This is a genomic window from Candidatus Brocadiia bacterium (genome assembly GCA_041658285.1).
Taxonomy (GTDB): domain Bacteria; phylum Planctomycetota; class MHYJ01; order JACQXL01; family JACQXL01; genus JBBAAP01.
The window spans coordinates 188,989-208,550 of the sequence record JBBAAP010000001.1 but is presented as its reverse complement, the minus strand read 5'-3'; the positions used below and the strand labels follow the sequence as shown (position 1 = coordinate 208,550).

Here is a 19,562-nt window from a genome sequence, read left to right as displayed (position 1 = left end):
TGAAAAGGAGGCGATTATGAAGAACATACTGATTTTATGCTTTCTTATGCTGATACCGGTGGTGGGCATTGCTGACGGCAAGTTCTATGCCAGGGACAGGGTCCCGCCAAGCCTGCCTTACCAGCGGGCGATTATTTCCTACCAGAACGGTCATGAGCTTATGGTTGTCCAGTCCAAGTTCCAGGGCGACGGTAAAGATTTCGCCTGGGTTATTCCTGTGCCGGAACGGCCTCGAATCGGCACTATTGAAGGCGATGTGGCTGATAATCTGTTTTATGATCTGAGCGCCAAGACCGAGGACCGGACTGTTGAATTCGGTGTCTACTTTGGTATTATGATTGTTTTGCTGGTGCTTGGTCTGCCGGTGGTCATAATTGCCGCTAGGATTATCTACGCCATAAAAAAGATTCCCGCTCCGGCCTTGTTACAAGGCAACCTTATTGCGCCTATTTTGTTGTTGGTTCTTGTTTTGGTAATAATTGCGGCTATAGCTATACCCAGTCTAATTACGGGCAAGCTGGCGGCTAATGAGCTTTCCAGCGAGCGGATAGGCATTTATGACATCAAGGTCATCAAACCGGCTGATATGGCCGAGCTGAGCACCTGGCTTAATGAGAACAAGTTCAAGTTCACGGCCGATGATGAAACAGCGTTTAATAACTATATCCGTAGTAACTGGTGTTTTGTGACCGCCCGGATAAACGCGGAATCGTTGGCCAGTAATCAATACCGCACGCCTGAAGGGATGACAAATCCTTTGGTTCTGGTGTTCCGGACCAAGGAAATGGTTTATCCTTTGGAGCTTACCGCTACGGTCGGTTCATCAACTGAGGTCTTATTGTATGTCATAGACCATCATAAATCATCAGTTGACAGCCGTTTTGATATGCGGTTTGCCGGATTGCTTGAAGAAAGCCCTTTGCCTAAGGTGGTAGTAACATCTAATAATGCGCTGCATCTTGGGAACTTCTACGGTAATTATATCACCAAATTTAAGGGCTATCTTTCAACGGAGCAGATGAGGACGGACTTAATCATAAACCAGGCGTCGGACAGCAAGTTTTACCAGAGGAATAACTGGAGGTGGTGATATGGAATACCTGTATTTGATATTGTTGATAATACTCTCGGTAGCCGGGTTCTATATCGGCTGGCGCTATGTCGGGCCGTCCAAGAGCCGCTGGGCTACGGCCGGGGCGGCGATGTCAGAAATAGTCATCCTGCTCTACCTGGTCTTCCGATATTACCCGGAATATGAATACCGGCTCATACCGCTGGCTATCTACCCGCTGGCCGAAGTGGTCAGCTTCATCCCTTTTGCTATGTTGTTTTTCGGGTTTACCATCAGGCGCGCGAATACCCGCTGGCTCCCGATGGAACTGGCCGTCATTGCCGGGCTGGTATTTATTTACGGGTTGTACCGGGTGGAGTGGCTTTATCCGGGCCAGGATATCAGGCCGGCCTCGTTCCGGGTCACCAAGGACGGAGTCTGTATGCAGTCCACCGGCTACACCTGCGGCGCGGCCAGCGCCGTGACCCTGCTGAAATGGTGGGGCATCGAGGCGACCGAAGCCGAGATGGCCTACCTGTCGCACACCCGCAAGCGGCTGGGCATCGAGATGGTCCAGCTTACCCGGGCCGTGGCTTATAAGGCTTTGGCTAAGGGGCTGACCACCGACATCCGCGAGATGTCCTGGGAGACGCTCCAGCGCCTGGGCGTGCCCTGCATAGTGGATGTCAAATGGATGCCGCCGTTCATAGACCACGTGGTGGTGGTGATGAAAGTGGCCGGGGACAAGGTCACTATTGCCGACCCGCTCAGCGGCACGAACTACTGGACCAAGGACGAGTTCCTGGACAAATGGCGCGGCGCGGGGATTTATATTAACAAGTAGCCACAGATTATTTATTCTGAGTATTTCCGAAGGGCACGGATTTATTTTATGAACTTATGTAAAAGGAGTACTAATATATGAAAATTATTATTTGCGGGATTTTGGTTATTAGCGCTATTTGTATATTGTTTCTACCATTAGTTGCTGAGGGATTTTCCAGTAATGAGGCATCTGCAGAAGCCGGATTAAAATTATTAGTATCAACGGAAGGAATATGGAAACAGACTGATGTTGATGGTAATGGTATAAAGGACTACTGGACGCTGGATGTCTCCTGTTTACATCGGATGTATCGTCAGGATGGCGTAACCAAGGTTAGTTTTATTGATATATCAATGGCTCGTTCAGACAGCAATGCTTACAGCCGCAATAACCCGTCACCATTTGGTTCAGATAGTGAAAATGGGTTGGATATACAGGATTGGGGCTCAACGCCGGTATTAAGCGCGGCCTTTACTATCACAGCCAAAAGTGGTTATTATTTCAGGGCGATGCTTCTGGACGAAAACGGCGTTCCGTACAACCAGAATCCGGTCGGCAAGAATCAGATTAAGGCCTGCAATACCGATAAGTTCGCATTTGTGGCTTATCCGCAGGTAGCAGGGGTATCAGGTTATTATATTCATATCGTAAACGAGACAGGCAATATTTACAGTACCGAGGTAACAAACGATGAAAATAAGGTAATCCTGCAGTGGCCCGGCAAGGACCCGACCAAGTCATTCGGCCCGGGCGGGTTTAAGTGGTTGACTGAAGATGAATATTATGATAAGCCGTTTTATATTTATCTGATAAGAAGCTGGACATCTTTCATACCTGTTATTTTTGCTGTTATAGTGGGCGTACTTACGCTTATCCTGGCCGGTAAATTCTATGAACCGAATACTGAGACAAAGAAACGAAACAGGAAATTACTTATAGTATTCCTGATATCTGCTATCCCCGTATTTGTAGTTTTAGTGACGGTGGTATTTGGTTATGGTTTCCGTAATTGGGGAATGCCTTATGAAGTATTGTTTGATGGATTATATGAAATGTCAGATATCTATAGGTTCTCACATTGGGGGGGAGAAGGATTAATAATGCTTGAAGGTGTGTCATTTTTGGTATTATCCTGTGTATTGTTAGCAGCATCAATTATTACATTCATAAAGCACAGAATACGATCCGCGCTTTTCCCGATAATGCTAATAGTTTTTTCTATAGTAACAATTTTAAGTGCCGGATTAACTGATGTCCTCTGTATGTTTGACACTAAAGTGAACTCCATAATAAACACTACTTTATTTATTACTTGCTTTATGATATATCTGGTTTTGCTCTGGTTTTTCCTGAGGATGATTAATAGGCTGACGAATAAAGCAGATAGTATGCCCCGAGGCTACGCTCGGGATAAGAGCCACTAAGTCGCTAAAGCTCCAAGGGGCTCTAATAGTATGTGGGATGGGCTTATGAGCAAAAGAACGAAAATAACACTGATAATCCTGATAGCTATTTTAATAATGGTAATTGTGTTGTCGGTAATTAAAACCAATACGTTGTAATTAAAAGTAGGGCATAGCTCATTTCGAATAATTCAGTATTCATAACCATTCCTCAGATTCATTTTCTCGAATACCGCTATAGTATATGACAAGTCGGCGTCTAGTATATGACAAGTCGGCATCTAGTATATGACAAGTCGGCGTCTAGTATATGACAAGTCGGCGTCTAGTATATGACAAGTCGGCGTCTAGTATATGACAAGTCGGCGTCTAGTATATGACAAGTCGGCATCTAGTATATGACAAGTCGGCGTTTAGTATATGACAAGTCGGCATCTAGTATATGACAAGTCGGCATCTAGTATATGACAAGTCGGCATCTAGTATATGACAGGTCGGCGTCTAGTATATGACAAGTCGGCATCTAGTATATGACAAGTCGGCATCTAGTATATGACAGGTCGGCGTCTAGTATATGACAACTCGGCATCCATTATATGACAAGTCGGCCTGGATTACTACACAGGGTAGGTTACAATATATTAAGGAGGGTGGGGGGACTACCCCTGTGGATAACTTTTAGGCTAAATCACCTGAAAACCTCATAAAACCTGTATTTTCATCTAGTTATAAGTAGGGGGGTGCCTATACCCCATATACTATATGGACTCCTCGCCACCCCCCATATACTATGGGACATAGGGTACGCTACTGTGGGGCATAGGGTATGCTACTATGGGGCATAGGGTATGCTGCTATGGGGTATAGGATATGCTACTATGGGGCATAGGGTATGCTACTATGGGGTATAGGGTACGTTACTATAGGGTATAGAGTATGCTGCTATGGGGTATAGGATATGCTACTGTGGGGCATAGGGTATACTATTATGGGGCATAGGGTATGCTACTATGGGGCATAGGGTATACTACTACGGGGCATAGGGTATGCTGCTATGGGGCATAGGGTATGCTACTATACCCCTATTCCCCCTATTGCTGTTGTTCTGGCGTTAGCCTCGATGTTGCTATGCTCATCGGTCTCTCCGTAAGATTCTTAGGAAATCCTTGACCTGCCGGCGCCGTTTTGCTAATCTCTCCCATCCGGCAGTAATGGATTTATTGCCGTTAACTGGTTTCAGCTTGAGGCTGACCCGCCTTTGGCGGGAATCTGAGTACTAAAAAGAAAGGTGCTTGTTTATGAACGTCGAGATGAAAGAAGTCGGTCCGTGCAAGGTTGCCCTTAATATCGAAATCCCGCCGGATAAAATCAAGACCAAGCTGGATGAGAAGTTCAAGAGTTTCGTGGAAGGCACGACCGTGCCGGGTTTCCGCAAGGGCCACGCGCCGACCGGCATCGTCGAGCGCAAGTTCGGTAAGGAAATCCGCGAGGAAGTCAAGTTCGACGTCATCGGCGAGGCCTGCGATGAGGCCTTTAAGTCCAAGGAACTGCGCGTCCTGGGCGAACCGCACATAGATTTCGACAAGATCGTTATGGACGAGGCCAAACCGATGAACTTCGAGGTGACCGTCGAGGTGGCTCCGACCGTGGACCTGAAGGATTATAAGGGCGTCGAGGTCAAGCGCCACAAGATAGCCGTGGACGCCAAGGAAGTCGACGCTTTCATCGAGGAACTGCGCGCCCAGAACGCCGAATTGCTGGTGCTGGAAAAGGAGCCGGCCAAGGAAGGCGATTACCTGGTGGTCGACAGCGACGTGTCCGTGGACGGCAAGTCCGTCGCCAAGCAGGATAATATGAGCGTGCCGCTCGGGCCGGAAGTGGGTTTCTTCGGCAAGCCCAACGCCGATATCAAGAAGAACCTCATCGGCTGCAAACAGGGCGATACCAAGCAGATGAAGCTGACCATCCCCGAATCATACAAGGACGCCCAGCACCGCAACAAGGAAGCACTGTGCGTTATGACCGTCAAGGAAATCAAGCGCCCGAAACTGCCGGAGCTATCCGACAAGTGGGCCAAGGATATGGGCTTTGACTCGCTGGCCCAGATGAAGGAAGAGGTTACCAAGAAGCTGACCGCCCGCAAGGAGACCGAGGCCGAGCACCACCTTGAGGACGATATCCTCGATAAATTACTGGCCAAGACCACCTTCCCGCTGCCCGAATCGGTGGTGACCAAGTCCGAGGAGCAGTTGATTTCGCGCAAGGCGATGGAGATGTATTATTACCGCATGCCCGAGGACAAGATTAAGGAAGAGCTGGCCAAGTTCAAGACTACCTCCAAGGACGTGGTTACCCGCGACCTGCGCATAGAGTTCATCAGCGACCATATCGCCAAGCAGGAGAAGATATTCGTGACCGAGGACGAGGTCAAGGAGCATATCAACAAAATCGCCGCCTCAAGCCGGAAACTGCCCACCGAGGTGCGCAAGGAATACGAGTCCAAGGGCTGGATGCCCGAGCTCCGGGCCGAGCTGAAAGAGGAGAAGGTCCGCAAATTCCTCAAGGAACACGCGAAGATAACCGATTAAAAAAGTATATAGCAGGTAGTATATAGTATGTAGGGGAGAAATTCCCTGTAAACTATTTGCTGTATACTAAATACTGCATACTTCATACTAACAAAAGGTGAAATTATGAATCTTACTCCTATCGTTATTGAAAAGACCGGCAAGGGCGAGCGTTCTTATGACATCTGGTCGCGCCTGCTGAAGGACCGTATCGTTTTCGTGGGCCTGGCCATCGACGACTATATCGCCAACCTCATCATCGCCCAGCTGCTATTCCTGCAGATGGAGAACAAGACCCAGGACATCAATATGTACATCAACACGCCGGGCGGGTCGGTCACGGCCGGCCTGGCCATCTACGATACCATGCAGTTCGTCCAGTGCGACGTGGCTACCTATTGCATAGGGCAGGCGTCGAGCATGGGCGCGGTCCTGCTGGCCGCCGGCACCAAGGGCAAGCGCCAGGCGCTGCCGCACGCCCGCATTATGATGCACCAGCCCTGGGGCGGGGCGCAGGGCGATGCCATGGACATCAAAATCCAGGCCGAGGAAATCATCAAGCTTAAGAATAAGCTCAATCTGATTATATCAAAACATACCGGTCAACCGCTGGAACGGATAGAAAAAGACACCGACCGCGATTACTTTATGTCGGCTCAGGAGGCCAAGGACTACGGCCTGGTTGACGAAGTGGTGGCGTCGTTGAAGGAAGCTAAAAAGCCGTAAGAGACATCTTTGACGAAGCGTGATTTGGCGCTTGTCATTTGTCTCGGATAACTAAAAAACCATGGTATCAAAGAAAAAACCGCCGACCGATAATTACAACACCTGCAGTTTCTGCGGCTCGCGCCAGCCGATGAGCAACCTGGTGCGCGGCATCTACCCGGGCAGTTATATCTGCGTCGAGTGCATCGAGGCTTCCAGCACTATGGTCATCCAGGGCAAGCTGACCACACGCGAGCCGATATCCAAAGACGAGATCGGGCGGGTGCCCACTCCGGCCGAGATTAAGGCCAAGCTGGATGAATACGTCATCGGCCAGGACCGGACCAAGAAGATAGTCTCGGTGGCCGTGCATAATCATTACAAGCGCATATTCAATCCCAACCCGTCCCAGGGCGTGGAGCTGGAAAAGAGCAACGTCCTGTTCGTCGGCCCGACCGGCTGCGGCAAGACCCTGATTGCCCGGACTCTGGCCAAGATTCTGGACGTGCCGTTTGCCATCGCCGACGCCACCACGCTGACCGAGGCCGGTTACGTGGGCGAGGACGTGGAGAACGTCCTGCTCCGGCTGATACAGGCGGCCAACTTTGACCTCAATAAAGCCGAGCGCGGCATCATCTACATAGACGAGATAGACAAAATCGCCCGGACGCACGACAATCCGTCCATCACCCGCGATGTCTCGGGCGAGGGCGTCCAGCAGGGGCTGTTGAAGATACTCGAAGGCACTACCTCTAACGTGCCGCCCCAGGGCGGGCGCAAGCATCCGGAGCAGGAATACATCAAGATAGACACCACCCATATCCTGTTCATCGCCGGCGGCACTTTCGACGGCGTCGAGAACGTCATCAGCCGGCGCATCGGCAAGAAGCGCATGGGCTTTAACGCCGATTCGGACGACCTGGACGAACTGGGTCTGGGCGATATTCTCGAGCACATCGAGCCGGAAGACCTGATGGAGTTCGGCATGATACCGGAGTTCATAGGCCGGTTCCCGGTCAACTGCGTCATCAGGCCGCTCGACCTCAAGGCCATGGTCAAGGTGCTGACCGAGCCCAAGAACGCGTTAGTCAGGCAATACCAGGCGTTTTTCGAGATGGAGAACGCCCGGCTGGAGTTCACCGTCGAGGCGCTGGAGGAAATCGGCAAGAAGGCGCTGGCTAAGAAGACCGGCGCCCGGGCTCTGCGGGCCATTATGGAAAACCTGCTCATCGACACTATGTACGAACTGCCGTCGTCCAAGGAGCCGCGGCTGTTCCGCATCACGCCGGCTATGGTCAAGGGCGAAAAGCCCATCACCGTGACCAAGGAAAAAGACAAGAGCGCGTCCAAGACGGCCTGAGTACAGACCGCAGACTACAGACCATAGACCATTAATCAAACCGCAGAGAACACTGAGTTTAATCTAATTTCTAACCACGAATTAACGCGAATGAACACTATCCGTGGATTTGTGGTGAGAGTAGCGAATATATTGTGCGGATTTAGCTGAATGTTATTTATTTTCTTCGGGCACTTCCACGCCGAGCTCTTTAAGCGCCGCCCGGGCACGGGCCGGATAATCACCGGAATACTTTAAGAGTGATTTTATATCCCTTATTGATTTGATTGGTATTTTATCCTTGGCGCCTAATTCCACCAGGATTATTGCTGTAATGCCTCGAGTATACTGGTTATCATCACCTAGAAACTTGATTAATTCATGCATAGATTCTTTAGCGACAAGTTGACCCAGTGCATAAATAGCCGCCAAACTAATTTCTGGATTATTATTTTGTAATCGTTGGTTAAGGTTTGGAATAGCCTCATTAGTGTCAAGGTAACTTAATGCCTCAACAGCTGATTCGCGAACCCGTTTGTCATCATCTTGTAATAGTTTGGTAATTTTAGTGATTGCTTCCTTAGCGCCAAGTTCTCCTAATGCCCAAGTAGCCGACGAGCGAACCTTTGGGTCATTATCCTGTAATAGTTTGGTGAATTCCGGGATTAACTTTTTAGCATCAAATTTCTCCAATTCCCTAACAGCCGTCGTGTGAAATACGGAGTTATTATCCTGTAATAGTTTGATAATGTCCGGAATGGCCTCCTTGGCTCCAAGTTGTCCTAATGCAACAACAGCCAACCAGCGAACATCCGGGTTATCATCCTGCAATAGTTTGGTAATGTTCGGGTTTGCTTCCTTAGCGTTAAGTTTAATCAGTGCCATAATAGTTGATTTACGAACCATTGAGCTATCATCCTGTAATAATCCGGTAATTTCAGGGATAGCTTCTTTGGCGCCAAGTTGTCCCAATGCAACAACAGATGACCTGCGAACACTGGAGTTATTATCCCGCAATAGTTTAATAATATCCGGAATGGATTCCTTAGCGCAAAGATCTCCTAATGCTCGGATAGATGACCTGCGAACACCGGAGTTATTATTCTGTAATAGTTTGATAATGTTCGGAATGGCCTCCTTAGCATTTAGTGCACCAAGGGTATTGATAGAGCTGACTTGCTCTTTCCAATCCAGACTTGAGATTTGCTCCATTAATTCTTTTATTTCTTGCTGGCGTGCTTCATCTATCGGTTGTTGAGTAATTGTTTCCTGTCCTTCCAAAGGTGTGGTTATTTCCTGTTGGGGCGGGGCAGTGGTTTCAGGCGGTTTGGTCGCCGAGCTGGTGCAACCTGATATTATAACAAGACTGATTAATAATAAGATTATTATCTGCCTCATAGGATAGATATCTACAATGCGGAGAATGTTTGTCAATAGTTTATTAAGCATAGTCACAGCTTAATCAGCTCAATCCGTTTACCTGAATAAGAAGTTTCATTTTTCTGGACGGATTCTGCATTTTAGGTAGTCTCCTGCTTGGTGAGTGTTAATTTAAATGTGTTTATCCCGCTGGAATAAGCGGGATCTAAGTGCCAGTACGTCACTGTGTTCCAACTGGCACTAAGAGAAAGGTTATTTATGAAATTGTATAAAGATGTTAACGAGCTTAAGTCAGCCCAGCCAACCATAGATGATTTAATCTACACCTACGTATTCACTCAGGACAAGGCGCTCAAGGATTTCGCTTACGCCGAGGTGCGCCGCCTGGCCAAGGCGTCCGGGGCTTATCCGGCCAGCATCCAGAACCTCTATGAAGCCGCCGCCAAGGGCGCTTACGGCAAGAAGACCGTCCCGGCCATCAATATCCGCGGCCTGACCTATGACGTGGCCCGGTCCGTCTTCCGCGCGGCCATGGCCAACAAGGTCGGCCCGTTCGTGTTCGAAATCGCCCGGAGCGAGATGCGTTACACCGTCCAGGACCCGGCCGAGTACGCCACCGTCGTCCTGGCCGCGGCCGTCAAGGAGAAATACAAGGGCCCGGTCTTCATCCAGGGCGACCATTTCCAGGTCTCGTCCAAGAAATACGCGGCCGACGCCCAGACCGAGATTAACGAGCTCAAGAGCCTGATTAAGAAAGCGGTCGACGCCGGATTCTATAATATTGATATCGACGCCTCGACCCTTGTCGACATCCACAAGCCGGACATCAATGAACAGCAGAAGGACAACGCCCGGATAACCGCCGAGCTGACCGAGTACATCCGCGGACTGCAGCCGGCCGGCGTGACCGTTTCGGTGGGCGGCGAGATCGGCGAGGTGGGCAAGCAGAACAGCACGCCCGAAGAACTACGCGCCTTTATGAACCAGTATAAAACCTTCCTCAAGCCGGGCGCGGTGGGCATATCCAAGATAAGCGTCCAGACCGGCACGGCCCACGGCGGGGTGGTCCTGCCCGACGGCACTATGGCCAAGGTCCAGCTGGATTTCAACACGCTTCGGACGCTTTCCGATATCGGCCGCAAGGAGTTCGGCATGGCCGGCGCCGTCCAGCACGGGGCTTCGACCCTGCCCGAGGACTTCTTCGACAAGTTCCCACAGAACGACACGGCCGAGGTGCACCTGGCCACCGGGTTCCAGAATATGATTTACGAAAGCAGCCATTTCCCCAAAGAAATGATGGCCCAGATAAACCAGCACCTCATCACCAACGAGGCGGCCGAGCGCAAGGCCAAGGATTCCGAGGAGCAGTTCCTATACAAGACGCGCAAGAAGGCGTTCGGGCCGTTCAAGCGCCAGATGTGGGACCTGCCCCAGGACAAGGTTCAGGCCATTATGAAAGAGCTCGAGGCCAAGTTCGCATTCCTGTTTGATAAGCTGGGCGTGGTCAATACCAGCGAGCTGGTGGGTAAGTACATCAAGCAGTAATTTTTACCACGAAGGCGCGAAGCAATAAAAACACGAAATTTAGTGCTTTCTTACTTTCGTGTTTTCGTGGTTAACGAATTCGTACATCCATCAGTATCACGCCATAGCCGGAGGTTCGCTGTTGATATCCGGGTCTTCCGGTTTCTTGTCTTCCTTATGCTCAGGTTTATTGAAATGCTGATGGGGTTTTGACTGTTGCCTGACCCGGGCCAGCAGGGGCTGGAGCGTATCTTTGGAAGCAATAACAGCCATTATTACCGCGATGACAGCGGCTGTGCTCCAGATAATGGTGCTGAAAATACTTTCATACGAGTTGGTGCTGAGCGTATGGAATCCAACCAGCACCAGGATTAAGCCGATAAGCACTGCGGTTTTCCTGATTACGTCTGATTTGGACTTGAACCAGAACAACAGCGTTCCGGCGATGGCCAGCAGGGCCAGGATGCCCTTGACCACGTTATGGAAGGGCGAAGACAGGTAATGCGAAGAAATCCTGACCGGCACATCCAGCGGTAGCAGGCTTTGGAATTGGTAGTTATTGGTGGTGATGGGTTTTTTGCCGCCGTAGACCGATGGCATACCGCCGCCGGAAGCGGATATTTTCTGCTGTCCACCCCGGATATTTTCCTGGGCGGCGCTGTTCATCGACCACTGCAAATCGACTTGCTGGCCGGTTCGCATGTTAGCGGTTTGGACCGGGATGTTCTGTTCGGGCGGCCGGCGTTCGATATCCAGCGCGGCGATGCCGCTTTCGAATACCTCGACCGGCTCCATATTGCCGCCGTCACGGACGATTTGGTAGCGTTCCGGCAGTGACACGGTCCAGCCGACCCGCATCAGCGGGATGTTCATTTGCGGGCAGACCATATTTATTTTGCCGGTAGCGCTCAGGGCGCTGATTTTAGAGGCGAACCTGAGGTTGATCTCGAAGGCCTGGTCGGTCTTGCTCTGCTGGGCGATGGGGATAAGGGTGATGGGCACGCCTTTTTCATCGGACGTGAAACAGCTGACCGTCTGGCCGGCTACCCGGACGTGCCAGATATAGGCGTCCTTGGGCAGCGACATGCGCAGGTATTGCTCGCGGGTATTGCGGATTTGGCAGACGATGTCGGTTATCATCTGGCCGTTTTCGCTGATGCTGGTCGAGATTTTGGCGGCGTCAATCACGGCCACCAGCACCTCGGAGAATTTGTTCTGGTTAATTTTGGTGGTCAGTTTGTAGGGATGCTTCAGGTAACGGAACGACATCAGTATGGGCGCTTCGATGCCCCTGAGGTATTCGGCCGGTATTTCGCGCTCGTCGATGGGCGTGAGGTTCTCCGGCTCGGGCGTGGTCAGTTCCATATCCGGGCGGGCGACTATGGCCAGGTAACCGGTTTCGCGCTCGACTTCCTGGATTTTGATGCCGCTGTATTTGACCGGCTCGAACTTGCCGTCTTTGTCTTTCTTCATCTCGGTCTGGAAGGAGACGTAAAGATTGTAGGTGTCCTTGACCGGCGAATGCAGGCTGATGGTCCAGGCAATGCCGTCATCGGTTTTCTCTTCGCCTTTGTGTTTGATATTAGCGCCGGTGATATCCACGTTGACCGCTTCCTTGGGCAGGAGTATCTTGAACTGCGGGTTGGCGGCGTAAAGTATCTGGTATTTTATGGTGGTGCTGCTGTGCAGAATTGCTTCGCCCACCGACACGAATTGGAAGGTTTCGGCCATGACCGTTGGTTTAAGGCGCTCGATGTTGAGGGTCAGCGTCCAGGGCTGTTCGTAATACTTGTAAGCCAGGGTCAGGCCGGACTGCGACATCATCTCCGGCGGGATGTCTTTCAGGTCGATTTCAGTCAGTTTGGAGATGCTCTTGGGGTCGCTCTTGATGCGCAGGGCCGGGTCGGACTTGACCACCAGATAGCCGCTTTCTTTCTTTACATCCATCAGGCGCAGGACCGGTACGACGTAATCCTTTTCCAGTTTTTCCAGCAGGATTTCGGTGTCGATGTTCAGGAAATAGGTGCCCTCGACCCGGGCCGAAAGGATGACGTTAAGTTCGTCGCCGTTGCGTTTCCAGTCGTCGATGAAGTCGCCCTTGAGTTCGGCGATGTGCAGTTCCTTGGGCAGGGTCATCTTTAAGTTGAACAGCCCGGTTTTGCGGATGGTGTAGATTATCTGATAGGACATAGCCACCTTGCGCTCGTCCAGTTTCATTATGGAGCGGACCTCGGCGTTGACCTCGGCTTTGATGTCGCTGAGGTTGAAGGTCACCTTGAATGGATGGCGGAAATAGCGGAAAGCGAAGTCCAGCGGCGGCAGGCGGTCGAGCATCTTCATTTCGGCCTGAGAAGCTGTTTTCTCGGCGTTGGTGGTGGCTATTATTATGGCCGGATTGAACTCCTTGACGTCAATCTGGTTGATGCCTTCGAAGGAGACGACCTCGCTCTTGATTCCGGCGATGGAGCCGATGCCGATATAGCCTTGCTCCCGTTCCACGTCGAGCAGGGAGATAATCGGTAAGGCCACGTTATCGGTGGACTTGACATCCTTTTCGGCCAGAAAAGAGAGGTGGTAGTATGAAGTCGTGCCGGGTGTCTTGGACTTGAGGTCTATGGTCAGGATATTATCCTTGACCTGCCAGTTATTGATATTCTGTCCTTTGGTGATATTAGTGACCTTGAGCCCCGGTTCCAGCTTGATGCGGAACCTGGAGACGCCGGCGTCGTAGATGGAATAGAGTATGCCCACGTCCATCTTGATGGAATCCTTACCCAGGCTGGCGATGCTGACCACGTCGGCCCAGACCTTGGGCGGTATGTTATCGGCCCGGAGCATCAGGGTGAACGGGGTTTTGAGGTATTTGAATATCAGGTCGAACGGCCGGGCCGGCTTGCGTTCCATAGCTACTTCCTGAATATCCACCTGGGAGATGTTCTCGGTATTGAGCGCTTCAACCCGGACGTTTTCCTGTGCGTTTATGGCGATATAGCCTTTCTCGCGCTCCACGCCGAGCGGCTGGATTTTGGGGGCCGAGAACGAGATGGGTATCTGCTCGAGCGTCTTTTCCGTGACCAGTTCGATCGTGAATGATTTGGGGATTGAGGATGAGCGCTCGATGACCAGCGTTTTGGAGTCCTTGTCGTTCTTGATGTCCCACTTGCGTATATTATCGCCCCGGACCGAGATGACGCTGAGTTCCGGGCTGAGCGCGATTTCGACCCGGTCAACATCGCCCTGAAGTATGTCGTAGTCGATGATTGATTCGATTCTGAGGTTGCCGCGGCTGACCGTGTAGATGCTCCGGTTATCCGCGAAGTAGGTCGGGGTAATCTTGGCCGCGTCGCCGGACGACCAGGAAATGACTACCTCTTCGGCGGTGGTGTTATAAAGAAGTACCTCAGTGGAATTGCCTTTTTTGGCCACGCCGAAGTTTATTTCCGGTTGCACCGAGACGGTGGCATCCTTGACCGGGATTACTAATTTGGCCAGCGAGTTATTGGCGGCGGTGATGAAATAGATGTTCGTGGCGTAGCCGAGCTTTTCCCGTTTGATGCGCGAGACGTATTCGACGTCAACCGTATAATCTCCTTTGGCGCCGGCCAGGATGTAATAGCCGTCTTTTTTGCGGTTGAGCAGGATGTTCTTTTCCTTGCCTTTCTTGACTTTGAAATCGCTGAGCGATGCCTGGAGCGGGAAGAGCCTGAACGAATACCAGCCGTCCGACAGGACGGAGAAATTGATGGAGGTCTTGGACCGGACCAGGTCGCCGTCCAGGCTGGCGTTGGTTTCCATATTATTGATGACGTAGCCCGGCGCGGGCATTTCCGGCACCGGCGGGGTTTCGGCCATGGTGCAGCTCGGCCCGAGCATGAATACCAGTATGGCGATAAACAGCCATCCGGGCATATTCAACAGATTCTTTTTCATACGATAACCTCCTTGCCGGGGCTGGCGATAGCGGCTATTTGCCGTAATCAAAAGCCCTCGAACGTTTATAATATATTAAAATTATTATGGCTAATAAAATTGAGAATGCCAGCTCGGCGGCAAATACCTGGCCGAGGATGCCGTTGGTTATGAACAGCCCGATGAAGGCGATGACGGCCGAGAATAACGACATATAAAGTGCGTTCATAACGCTGAAGCGGCTGATGTAGAATATGATTCCGCCCAGGACCAGACAGGTCAGCAGTTGTATCAGGAGCATCAGCCCCGAAGACAGGCACCAGAACGATACGGTGCCGGACGATTTGCCCAGATAGAGCGACTCAAAGGCGTAGTAATAAGCTTGATGGAGCGGCATAGCCACGGTAATAGGCAGGGCGCCGGACTGTCGGCCTTGCTTGGTTTTGCCGAAGAGTTTGCCGTTGACCGGGAGTTCGAGGTTGCTGGTGGCTCCGGCCATATCAGGCGAGAGCCCGTAATAATCAGCTTTTGGTGTTTTGGGCATAGCTTTGTCACCGCCTTTTCGACTGCTTGCGTTTCCGCCATACCTGCCGCCGGTTGTGCTTGAATCATAAAAATATGCGCTGGATTTTCCATCGAGAGATGTGGGCGGTGCGGGAGGAGGTTTTGTCGGTTCTGCCGACAGCATTTCTATTCTCTTCCGACCGCTGCGCCGTTCGCCGCCTACCAAGCCGCCGCCAATGCCGATGGTGTCATAGACACCTTTACCTCTTAGGGGCGAAGGGGTTAAATCTTCGTCGGTGTCTTCCTCCGATTCTGTTATAGCCTCAGGAGAGAGTATTTCTTCTTCTTTTAATTCTTCCATTGCTTCGTTAGGAGGTGGAATTTCTTTGGCAAGATCAACAATAATGGTTGATTCCTTAGATTCTTTTTGTTTAGCCGCTTGAGGTTTAGCAGCTTGAGTGCGCCTTACGTTGGCGTAGTTGCGCAGGCTTTGAAGCTCCTTGGTATTGGCGCCGAGCTCAGATTGCGCTATCTCGGCGTTGTCTTTTTCTTCCTTCGTATTTTCTATTCTAAGTTTTGCATCGGCAGCACCTAGCTTAGGGCTGTCCTTTTTACCTTCGCTTATTTTATTTGCCAGCTTGTCAACGCCTTCGACGATATCTGCGGCCATTCCGGATAACGATGGCCCGTCACCGGACGAAATCAAATCTATCATTGTGGTTTCAGCCGTTGTTCTATCAACTGGCGTAGAAGTTGGTGCGGATTTCATTTCCGATAATCGCATAGTGCTCATGAAAATAAAACCTATCAATATAACTGTTACTGCGGCTCCGCTGCCGATGACGAAGAAGAATCGTTTGATTTTATGTGAGGTTAATTCGAAGAATGCGTAAAGCAATCGGAGTATCTTTACTACGAAGTATAGGATAACGACTATCAGGCCAATAAAGAGCAGGCTAAGCGCCAGTGTTTTTACCCAGGGCGGGATGGCCATCCAGACCCGGGCGATAAAGGCGAACAGCGAGCCGAATATCAGGCTGACCAGCGAGGGGAAGGTGATATCAGGGTCTGAGTAAACCAGGCCCATATTCCCGGCCGGAGCTGAAACGTAATAACCCTTGGGCAGGAATAGGTGCCAGGTGGCGCCCTGGATATTAATATCCGATTGCGGCATCTGGAGGTTTATCTTGGACGCGGGCAGTAAGTTGTTAATATCCTGGACATAGGCCACGACCACGGATGTCTGGCCTTTTGGCCGGGCAGCTTTGCTTACGCCCGAGCCGTATTGCTGGGTTAGTGCCGACATTATCGGGATCATTATTTCGCCGCTGTCCTTGGTCACGGCTTTTATCGGTTTATCGTCGACATAAGCGCCCCAGAGCGTCGCGCCGGCAGGCAGTTTTATTTCCAGGTATTGCTTGGCCGTATTCTCAATGATGGTGTTGAGGTATGTCAGGAGCTTGCCGTTGGGGCGGTTCATTGAGAACAGGTCGCAGGATATGACCTTGGCCGGGAGTATGCTGCTGAGCTCGTGGGTTTTAAGGACGAACGACACGCGGGCGTCCGGTTTATTGAAGTTCATAGCCAGTGACGGCGGAAAACTCAGCTGCTTTAATATGGCCTGCGGGAATTTGGGCTCTATTTCGCTGACCGGCACAGGTAGGGTATTGGCCGAGTCCGGCCCGAAAGATATCTCGGTCCTTTCATTCCCGGCGGCGATAATGACAGACCCGGATTCCAATTCGGTGTCAATCAGCTCGATGGGGCTGAACTTGGGCTCGGTCCGGTCATATTTTACGGACAATGTGTAATTATCCCTGACTCGGGAAGCCAGGTTTATTTCCCAGATATTATTGAAGAAGGTGGTATTTTTTATGTCCTCGCCCGTAATCTCGGGGTTTATGGCCTGGTCCTGGAGTTTGAGCTGCAGCCGGTTGACGCTGCCGTTCTTGATGCGGTAGTTAATCTGCGTAATCGACTGCATCTGTCCTTCGCGGATAATCAGGGCTGTGCAGGATGTGGCCACAAGGTGAGGGAGTTCGGCGTTTTTCTGGATGCCGATGAGCCATTTAGGGTCTATGCTGTTAAAGGCCAGCCGGAGATTCTCCGGGCGGATTGGCATCGAGGGGATATTATCGGCGCTGATTTCCTGTATGTTCTTGAGAGAACTGGTTTTTACGGAGATATCCTTGGTTGTGTAAAACAGCACCCAGTAATCCAATTGTTTGGGCAGGGGTTGTTCTAGTACAGCCGAGGCGATAGGCAGGATGCCGTCCTTCTGGCTGATTTTGCCGGACATGGACAGCTGGATAAAATGCTCGCCTTTGATGCCACTCAGGAAGGAAGCCTTTATTGATTTGGCCGATTCGTCATAATGCCATTCCTTGAGCAGGTCAGATTTCACCTCGGTGGGTTGCACGCCCTCGGGTAAGCTGATAACAATTGAGAATAGGGGCGCTTTTTTTACGGTTAGCTTGATGGTCAATTCACGGTTGATTTCGTCTTCGGTTACATTAATATGTTCAGTCATCGTTGCGCTGGTAATCGGTTTTAGCGGTGATATTATGGTTGATAGTTTCCAGTCCGAAGCGGACGATTCGTAAACCAGGGATGGTTTCTGTTCCTGTAGCCAGGCCGGTATTTTGGATGGATTGGTCTGGCTTAGTTTGGACAGCTGGGTCGGCTCGCATTCGGCGTCTTCAAGCTTCAGGGCCAGGATATATTCAGAGCTGACCGCATCAACCACTATCAGCGGAGAGAATGTTAAGTTTTTCTCCGATTCCTGAATGGCTTCGCCGGTGGCCGAGAAACGGAGCTCCGCCTTGCCGAGGACCTTTTCTGATAGGATGATATCGACCCGGTCGGCGGATGTTTTGTATGACCTGAGTTTATCGCCCTTGATGAAAATGTTAGTCAGGCCAGTCGGCAGTTTGAGGCTGAGCGTATCTGTGCCGATATTCTTTATGTCCAGCGATATTCTGGTATCGTTAATGGTGGAGTTTGTCCTGACGCTGTAGATGGTCTGGAGCGAGGCGAATATCTGGGGCTGTTTCGGCTTGATGCTGACGGTCAATCCGGCCGGCAGCGCGTTGTAAGTGTATGGGTGGCAGCGCCGCTGGCCGACGCCTTTGGCCGTGCCTTCAAATATGGTCTGCTTTGTCAGGTTGTCGATGTGCTCTTCATCGAGGATGGAGTTTACCGGCATGATTATCATCAGCTTGCCTGATTGCTTCTGGAACCCGGTTACATCGGCCGGCGATATCCTGAAACTTTTAGCTGAGTTAATCGGTTCCTCCCAGAGGACCATGCAGGAGAAGTTGATTCCATAGACGGCTTTTTCCAGGATGATATTGAGGTTATTATTGCCGTTTTTATTCTCGGTGAACCAGCGGTCGATATGCCTGTCGCCGCTGTTCAGTTCGGAAACTTCGAGGATTCTGGCATCCGCCGGCAGGGCGACCTGGAATGATTTAAGCGACTGCCGGGCCAGGTTGAACGTCAGGGCATGTTGGTAAGTGAGCATGTCTTTTTCGATGACCGCATAGGTTTCGACGGTGACCTTGGTATCCTGCGGTTTCTCCAGCGCTTCTTTCGGCCCCCAGGAAATAGAGAGTTCCTCGGCGGCCGGGGAATTTATGATGATTAATGTGGAATTACGGTAATCCTTTTGCTCGTAAGCGACTTCCGGGGAAACGATGACGCCGATATTGGCTTCGGGTATCTCTATTTTTAACTTGGAGAAAGTGGATTCCAATACGGGGATGCTGATGCGTTTAAGCGGCGCGGCCGATTCTATCGGAATGCTTACCTGGCATCTTACGGCGTATTCGCCTTTCTTCTTGAACAGGAGTTTATTGTCATTACGGTCGTTGATAAGGGTGATATCGGCCGAAGAAGTCAGCAATGAAGTCTCGGCTGAGGCGGGGCTGATTTTGATGCTGCTCCATTTGTCCTGGAGGATGTTGACATTGAGTTCCAGCGAGATTTTAGCTTTGGATTGGTTGATTTCAATATCATATTTAGCCTGGGAGATAATGTAGTTTTCCTGGATAGGGTAGTCATTGGCGGAAGCGCTAAGGCAGATTATGAAACTTATGAGCCAGAGACTGATGGTTACGCCTTGTTTCATACGTCGCTTTCCTAAATTAAGTGTTTATCACATAATCAGAGTTATGCCTTCTACTATATTAGAGCTTTTCGAACTTATAATTTGTTAGAGAAAATGATATTTCTCTTCAAATCGTTCTTCCTCTATATACCTCTTCTATATATATTAAACGTAAAATATCTGAAAAAGTTCATTTTATTTCACTAATTATTGAACTTTTCCGGGAAAAGTGCGCTACGCAATCCC

Annotated in this window: 10 protein-coding genes; 7 read left to right on the top strand and 3 right to left on the bottom strand. The window is 50.6% G+C overall.

Features of this window, described 5'->3' with window-relative positions; translation table 11 throughout:
- The first annotated feature begins 16 nt into the window (after positions 1 to 16).
- The 6 genes from WC980_00875 to clpX all read left to right on the top strand — a co-directional run bounded on the left by WC980_00875 (position 17) and on the right by clpX (position 7,912).
- Positions 17 to 1,090: a DUF2330 domain-containing protein gene (locus WC980_00875; GenBank protein MFA5793611.1), complete on the top strand. Its 1,074-nt coding sequence runs from the start codon at positions 17 to 19 to the stop codon at positions 1,088 to 1,090.
- 1 nt (position 1,091) lies between these two features.
- A complete protein-coding gene (locus WC980_00870) occupies positions 1,092 to 1,895 on the top strand; it encodes a cysteine peptidase family C39 domain-containing protein (protein MFA5793610.1) in 804 nt (267 codons plus the stop codon).
- Between the two features lie 77 nt (positions 1,896 to 1,972).
- A complete protein-coding gene (locus WC980_00865) occupies positions 1,973 to 3,301 on the top strand; it encodes a hypothetical protein (protein MFA5793609.1) in 1,329 nt (442 codons plus the stop codon).
- Between the two features lie 1,277 nt (positions 3,302 to 4,578).
- The gene (gene tig, locus WC980_00860; GenBank protein MFA5793608.1) at positions 4,579 to 5,868 is read left to right on the top strand and encodes a trigger factor; all 1,290 of its coding nucleotides are present in this window, start codon (positions 4,579 to 4,581) and stop codon (positions 5,866 to 5,868) included.
- Between the two features lie 105 nt (positions 5,869 to 5,973).
- The gene (gene clpP, locus WC980_00855; protein ID MFA5793607.1) at positions 5,974 to 6,573 is read left to right on the top strand and encodes an ATP-dependent Clp endopeptidase proteolytic subunit ClpP; all 600 of its coding nucleotides are present in this window, start codon (positions 5,974 to 5,976) and stop codon (positions 6,571 to 6,573) included.
- Between the two features lie 61 nt (positions 6,574 to 6,634).
- Positions 6,635 to 7,912: an ATP-dependent Clp protease ATP-binding subunit ClpX gene (clpX, locus tag WC980_00850; GenBank protein MFA5793606.1), complete on the top strand. Its 1,278-nt coding sequence runs from the start codon at positions 6,635 to 6,637 to the stop codon at positions 7,910 to 7,912.
- A 153-nt stretch (positions 7,913 to 8,065) separates the two neighbouring features.
- Here clpX and WC980_00845 read toward each other — a convergent pair whose 3' ends face one another.
- Entirely contained in the window at positions 8,066 to 9,340 is a 1,275-nt protein-coding gene (locus WC980_00845; protein MFA5793605.1) for a HEAT repeat domain-containing protein, read from the bottom strand.
- Positions 9,341 to 9,529: 189 nt separating this feature from the next.
- On the opposite strand from WC980_00845, the gene WC980_00840 reads away from it, so the two are divergent.
- Positions 9,530 to 10,816, top strand: a complete 1,287-nt coding sequence (locus tag WC980_00840; GenBank protein ID MFA5793604.1) for a class II fructose-bisphosphate aldolase — start codon at positions 9,530 to 9,532, stop codon at positions 10,814 to 10,816.
- Between the two features lie 96 nt (positions 10,817 to 10,912).
- Here the strand turns inward: WC980_00840 and WC980_00835 are convergent, their stop codons facing one another.
- Positions 10,913 to 14,725 carry a hypothetical protein gene (locus tag WC980_00835; GenBank protein MFA5793603.1) on the bottom strand — a complete coding sequence of 1,271 codons (3,813 nt, stop codon included), beginning with the start codon at positions 14,723 to 14,725 and terminating at the stop codon, positions 10,913 to 10,915.
- Positions 14,726 to 14,759: 34 nt separating this feature from the next.
- Positions 14,760 to 19,337 (bottom strand): hypothetical protein, encoded by a 4,578-nt coding sequence (locus tag WC980_00830; protein MFA5793602.1) that lies wholly within the window; start codon positions 19,335 to 19,337, stop codon positions 14,760 to 14,762.
- Between the last annotated feature and the right edge of the window lie 225 nt (positions 19,338 to 19,562).

Bases quoted from the DNA above. Each gene is read 5' to 3' on its own strand.
- WC980_00875 (MFA5793611.1), top strand. From the start codon at position 17: ATGAAGAACATACTGATTTTATGCTTTCTTATGCTGATACCGGTGGTG.
- WC980_00870 (MFA5793610.1), top strand. From the start codon at position 1,092: ATGGAATACCTGTATTTGATATTGTTGATAATACTCTCGGTAGCCGGG.
- WC980_00865 (MFA5793609.1), top strand. From the start codon at position 1,973: ATGAAAATTATTATTTGCGGGATTTTGGTTATTAGCGCTATTTGTATA.
- tig (MFA5793608.1), top strand. From the start codon at position 4,579: ATGAACGTCGAGATGAAAGAAGTCGGTCCGTGCAAGGTTGCCCTTAAT.
- clpP (MFA5793607.1), top strand. From the start codon at position 5,974: ATGAATCTTACTCCTATCGTTATTGAAAAGACCGGCAAGGGCGAGCGT.
- clpX (MFA5793606.1), top strand. From the start codon at position 6,635: ATGGTATCAAAGAAAAAACCGCCGACCGATAATTACAACACCTGCAGT.
- WC980_00845 (MFA5793605.1), bottom strand. From the start codon at position 9,340: ATGCTTAATAAACTATTGACAAACATTCTCCGCATTGTAGATATCTAT.
- WC980_00840 (MFA5793604.1), top strand. From the start codon at position 9,530: ATGAAATTGTATAAAGATGTTAACGAGCTTAAGTCAGCCCAGCCAACC.
- WC980_00835 (MFA5793603.1), bottom strand. From the start codon at position 14,725: ATGAAAAAGAATCTGTTGAATATGCCCGGATGGCTGTTTATCGCCATA.
- WC980_00830 (MFA5793602.1), bottom strand. From the start codon at position 19,337: ATGAAACAAGGCGTAACCATCAGTCTCTGGCTCATAAGTTTCATAATC.